The 6,204-nt window shown below is 67.1% G+C and carries 2 protein-coding genes; both read left to right on the top strand.

What is annotated here, in order from left to right:
* Positions 1 to 3,452, top strand: a 3,452-nt coding sequence (locus AB0A90_RS34705; protein WP_357256207.1) for an SDR family NAD(P)-dependent oxidoreductase, incomplete at its 5' end; no start/stop codon positions are given.
* On the top strand, positions 3,449 to 6,204 hold a 2,756-nt coding region (locus AB0A90_RS34700), incomplete at its 3' end, for a type I polyketide synthase (protein WP_357256205.1). The genes AB0A90_RS34705 and AB0A90_RS34700, both read left to right, overlap by 4 nt.

The following is a 6,204-nucleotide window of genomic DNA, read 5'->3' as shown; positions in this document are numbered from 1 at the left end:
CCGGAACACTCACCACCACCAATGCGGGTAGCAGCGAGCCCTCGAACTGGCCGGACCTAGCAACCTGGCCACCCACCAACGCCACCCCCATCGACGTGGTTAATCACTACCCAAACATGGCCCAGGCAGGCTACGGGTACGGCCCGATGTTCCAGGGCCTGCGCGCCGCGTGGCGTCGCGGCGACGAGGTTTTCGCTGAGGTTGCCCTACCGGACGAGGCCTCCGAGCATGGACGGTACGGGATCCACCCTGCCCTATTGGATGCCGCAACCCATCCACTGGGCCTGCCCGAGCTGTTCGGCGCCGACCAGCCCCGGCTGCCATTTGCGTGGACAGGGATATCACTGCTAGCCGCAGGAGCGACGACCGTGCGGCTGCGCCTGACCCCATCTGGGGCCGACGCGGTCGCGGTAACCATCGCCGACGGCGCAGGCCGACCGGTGATGGAGGCGGAGTCGCTGGTGGTGCGCCCGGTGTCCACCGAACATCTCGAGCGGATGCGCAGCCGAGAGCAACTCGCGCTGCTGCGTCTGGAGTGGAACCCGGTGCTGGCTATCAAGGATTCCGCACCGAGTCGGTGGTTTGTGTTGGGCACGGAGTCGACGCCGGTCGCGGCTGTCTTGAGTGCCACCGGCACCTCGACCGAGACCATGCCCGACCTAGCGGCGGCTAGCGACGCCATTGGCAAGGGCGCGCCGCCACCGGATGCCATTGTCCTGTCCTGCCTCGGAGAGCCGGCCCTCGACCAGGAAATGGTCGGACAAGACCCCGCCGCCGTTTATGCGGCTGTGTCCCGGGTGCTGCATCTGGTACAGACCTGGCTCGCTGACTCCCGTTGGGCGTCAACCCGCCTCGTCGTGCTGACCAACGGCGCGGTGTCGACCAGCGCGGACGAGGACATCATCGACCTTGCACACGCCCCCCTTTGGGGCCTGATCCGCTCCGCGCAGGCCGAGCACCCGAACCGAATGCTCTTGCTCGACATAGATCATCCCGACGGCGCGGCTCTGCTGCCTGCCGCAGTCGGCGCTGGCGAACCACAACTGGCGGCGCGCCGTGGCCGCCTGCTGGCACCACGCATCGCCCAGACCAGTCGTGATGCGCTGACACCGCCGACCCGTGCTCCGTGGCGCCTCGACACGCAGGAGGCAGGCACGATCGATGGCTTGTCTCTCATCGCCTGTCCGGAGGTCACTCGACCGCTTCAGCCGGGGCAGGTCCGGATCGCGGTGCACGCCGCAGGGCTCAACTTCCGCGACGCGTTGATGGCCTTGGGGCTGTACCCCGGCGAGGCGGTCCTCGGCAGTGAAGCGGCCGGGGTGGTTACCGACGTGGGAGACGGCGTCGACGGGCTCCACATTGGCGACCGGGTCATGGGCTTGGTTCCGCACGCATTCGGGCCAATCGCCGTCACGGATCACCGAATGCTGGTGCGGATCCCGATCGGCTGGTCGTTCGAGCACGCCGCGGCCGTACCGGTGGCATTCCTGACCGCCTACTACGGGCTCTTCGTCCTTGCCCGGTTGCAGGAAGGTGAGTCCGTGCTGGTGCACGCCGCCGCCGGCGGCGTCGGCATGGCCGCCGTGCAACTGGCCCAGCATGCCGGCGCGGACGTGTTTGCCACCGCCAGCCCGGCGAAGTGGGACACGTTGCGGTCGTTGGGCCTGGACGACTTGCGCATCGCCTCCTCCCGAACCCAGGAATTCGAGCAGCGGTTTATAGCCGCATCCGGTGGGCGGGGCGTCGACGTGGTCCTCAACTCGCTCACCGGTGAGTTCATCGACTCCTCGGCACGCCTGCTGCCGCGGGGCGGCCAGTTCATCGAAATGGGCAAAGCGGATGTTCGTGATGCACGGCTGTTCACCGACCAACACCCTGGCGTGGCATACCAGACCTTCGACCTGATGCAAGCTGGGCCTGACCGCATACAGCACATGCTGACCCACATCGTCACCATGCTCGACGAGGGAAACCTTCAGCCGCTGCCCGTGACCACCTGGGGGATCCGCGACGCCAAGCAGGCCTTCCGGTTCATCAGCCAGGCTCGCCACGTCGGAAAGATCGTGCTGCGTGTACCCCCGCCCATCAACCCGTCTGGGACGGTTCTGATCACCGGCGGCACTGGGCAACTGGGCGGGCTAGTCGCGCGACACCTGGTCGCAGCGCACGGGGCACAGCATCTGATATTGGCAAGCCGCCGCGGCATCGACGCGGACGGTGCAGCGCAGTTGCAGGCCGAGCTTGCGGGACTGGGCGCCGAGGTCACCGTCGCCGCCTGCGACGCCGCAGACCGCCACGCCTTGGCGCGCCTACTAACGCACATCCCGGCCCAGCATCCCCTCACGGCTGTGATCCACACCGCCGGAGTTATCTCCGACGGGGTGATCGAATCGTTGACCGACGAGCAGCTCGCGACGGTGCTACGGCCGAAGGTCGACGCCGTGATAAGCCTGCATCAGCTCACCCAGGATTCCGACCTCGCGGCGTTCGTGATGTTCTCCTCCGCCTCTGGGGTCATAGGCAGCCCAGGGCAGAGCAACTACGCAGCGGCAAATACCTACCTGGATGCTCTAGCCGCCCACCGTCACACCTCTGGCCGTCCCGCTACCTCCATCGCCTGGGGCCTGTGGGCCCAGGACGGCGGCATGGCTGGCCACCTCCAGCACAGCGACCTAGCCAGGATGAGCCGGACCGGGATGAGCGCCCTGACCACAGAGCAGGCGTTAGACCTCTTCGACGCCGCGATCGTCTCCGGTGAGTCGACCGTCGTAGCGGCGCGGCTGGACGTGGCCCGCCTACGTGCCCAGGCGACAGCCGGGACCCTGTCGACCATCCTCCGAGGGCTGGCCGGCGCCCCGGCCCGTGCCACGGCTGCCACGGACACAGACACCGACAGCCTGGTGCGGCGCCTGACCACGGCATCCGAGCCGGAACAACACCGGATCCTGCTGGACCTCGTCCGTGACCACGCCGCCACGGTCCTGGGCCACCCGACAACAGACGACGTCGTCGCCGATCGAGGATTCATCGACCTCGGCTTCGACTCACTCACCGCGATCGAACTACGCAACCGGATAGCCACAGCTACCCAGGCACACCTTCCAGCCACCCTCATCTTCGACCATCCCACACCTGCCGCGCTCGCCAGCTACCTCGGGACCCACCTCACCGGCCAGCCCAACGGAGCACCTGATACCGGCGCAGACCCCGCAGAAGCCGAGATCCGCCACGCCATGGCCACCATTCCCCTGTCCGTCATTCGTCAGGCCGGCATCCTCGACACCCTCCTACAACTCGCCGGACACGACGGAACGACCCCACCCCAATCACCGAAGAGCGGCGACGTCGAAATCGACGGCATGGACATCTCCGACCTCATCCGATTGGCAAACGACACCGACACCGACACCGACAACGGCAGCGCCCGAGCCGAGGAGTGGAGCTCGCGATGACGGTAGACACGAACGAGGTGGTCTCAGCGCTGCGCACGTCGCTGAAGGAGACCGAACGGTTGCGGCGACAGAACCAGCAGCTCACCGCAGCCCTCACCGAACCTGTCGCCATCGTGGCGGTCGCCTGCCGGTTCCCCGGCGGCGCCCGTTCCGCATCCGACCTGTGGCAGCTGGTCGCCGACGGTACGGACGCGATCACCGAGTTCCCCGGCGACCGGGGCTGGGACGCAGAGCGCCTATACGACCCGGACCCGGACAGCCCCGGGAAGTCCTACACCCGCTACGGCGGATTCGTCGCCGACGTCGCGGGGTTCGACGCGGGACTGTTCGGCATTTCCCCGCGCGAGGCCATCGCCATGGATCCACAGCAGCGGCTGCTGCTGGAGACCTCGTGGGAGACCTTCGAACGCGCCGGTATTGACCCACACACGTTGCGCGGCACCCCAACCGGCGTGTTCGTCGGCGCCATCGAGACGGGTTACGGCAAGAACACCAAGGGCGCGCAGGGAACCGAAGGCTATGCGGTCACCGGTAGCGCTGCCAGCGTGATCTCCGGCCGGTTGGCGTACACGTTCGGGTTGGAAGGCCCAGCGGTCACGATCGACACCGCGTGTTCGTCGTCGCTGGTGGCTCTACACCTGGCGGCCCAGGCGTTACGCGGCGGCGAGTGCGATCTGGCCCTCGCAGGCGGGGTGACGGTGATGTCGACACCGAGGACATTCGTCGAGTTCAGCCGGCAGCGGGGGCTATCACCGGACGGGCGATGCAAGCCCTTCGCGGCGGCTGCGGATGGCACAGGCTGGGGTGAGGGTGTAGGCCTGCTGCTGGTCGAGCGGCTGGCGGACGCGAGACGCCATGGTCATCCGGTGTTGGCGGTGGTACGCGGCTCCGCAGTAAACCAGGACGGCGCCAGTAGCGGACTGACCGCCCCAAACGGCCCGTCCCAACAACGGGTGATCCGGCAGGCGCTGACCAACGCCCGGCTGTCTCCCGGTGATGTCGACGCTGTTGAGGCGCACGGCACCGGCACCACGTTGGGCGATCCAATCGAAGCTCAAGCGTTGCTGGCCACCTACGGCAGGGACCGGCCGGCGGATCGGCCCCTCTGGCTCGGGTCGGTGAAGTCGAACATCGGCCACACACAGGCGGCGGCCGGAGTTGCCGGTGTGATCAAAATGGTGGAAGCGCTCCGCCGGGGCCTGCTGCCCAAAACCTTGCACGTCGACGAGCCGTCCCCGCACGTGGACTGGACCGCCGGTGGGGTCGAGCTATTGACCGAAGCGCGGTCATGGCCGGAAACCGGCCGACCGCGAAGGGCTGCGGTGTCCTCGTTCGGAATCTCCGGCACCAACGCTCACATCATTCTCGAAGCAGTGTCGGACACCGAGCCAAGACGGCCACCGGCACTCGCAGCGCAGCACGCCGCCGCCGATGCCGTCACCCACGTGCGGCCGTGGGTGCTGTCAGCCCGGTCCATTCCCGCGCTGCGCGAGCAAGCGGCCCGCCTGCACGAACACGTGAGCACATTTCCGCAACTCACAACAGCAGACGTGGGCTGGTCTCTAGTCACAACGCGGGCGCACCTCGAGCATCGCGCCGTCCTGTTAGCCGAGGACCGCCAGGAACTCCTCGATGCTCTGAGGGCAGTGGCAGCCGACGAACCCGGCCTGAAGGGCGTCCAGGGCCGAGCCGCGGCGCAACCGAAGCCGGTATTTGTCTTCCCGGGTCAGGGCTCCCAATGGGCTGGCATGGCCGTCGACCTCCTGGACGACTCTCCGGTTTTCCGTGAACGATTGCACGCATGCGCGGATGCGCTCGCCCCTCACGTGGACTGGGACCTGCTCGACGTACTGCACGGCCGTTCCGAGACGGCGTCGCTGGATCGGGTCGATGTGGTGCAGCCGGCCCTGTTCGCCGTAATGGTGTCGTTGGCCGAGTTGTGGAAGTCGCACGGGCTGGTTCCGGCGGCGGTGGTGGGCCACTCGCAAGGAGAAATCGCTGCGGTATGCGCGGCCGGCGGGTTGTCCCTAACCGACGCGGCAAAGATCGTAGCGCTACGCAGTCAAGCCCTGAAGGCATTGTCGGACCGGGGTGGCATGGCGTCAGTCTCCCTTGCCCCGGCGACCCTAACGGCCAAGTTGGAGCCTTGGGCCAACCGGTTGACCCTTGCCGCGGTGAATGGCCCCATCTCATGTGTGGTTTCCGGTGATGTCGACGCGTTGGATGAGTTCCTGGCCGACTGCGAGGCCGAGGGAACTCGGGCGCGCAAAATCGCGGTGGACTACGCTTCACACTCTGTGCATGTGGACGTGCTCCGCGACGAACTGCTGGAGGCACTGCGGGAAATCACTCCTCGTTCGGCCGCGATTCCGTTCCTCTCCACGGTGACTGGCGGGTGGAAGGACACCGCCGAACTAGACGCGGAATATTGGTTTCGGAACTTGCGAGAGCCGGTCGGTTTCGAGGCGGCCACCCGGGCGCTACTGCAGCAGGGACACCGGCTGTTTGTCGAGGCTAGCCCACACCCGGTCTTAACCGTGGGTGTGCAAGAGACGATCGACGACCTTGAATTACCAGCGGTGGTGCTGGGATCGCTGCGCCGCGACGACGGCGGAATCGCCCGATTCACCCAGTCGTTGGCAGAAGCGTTCGTCAATGGGGCTCGGGTTGATTGGGCCGCGTTGTTCGCCGGGTCGGGTGCCGGTCGGGTGGAGTTGCCCACCTATGCGTTCCAGAGGGAGCGGTTCTGGTT

This window comes from Micromonospora sp. NPDC049204, from assembly GCF_040647935.1.
Lineage (GTDB): Bacteria > Actinomycetota > Actinomycetes > Mycobacteriales > Micromonosporaceae > Micromonospora.
The sequence above is the reverse complement of the archived record's forward strand: the minus strand, read 5'-3'. Positions and strand labels throughout refer to the sequence as shown.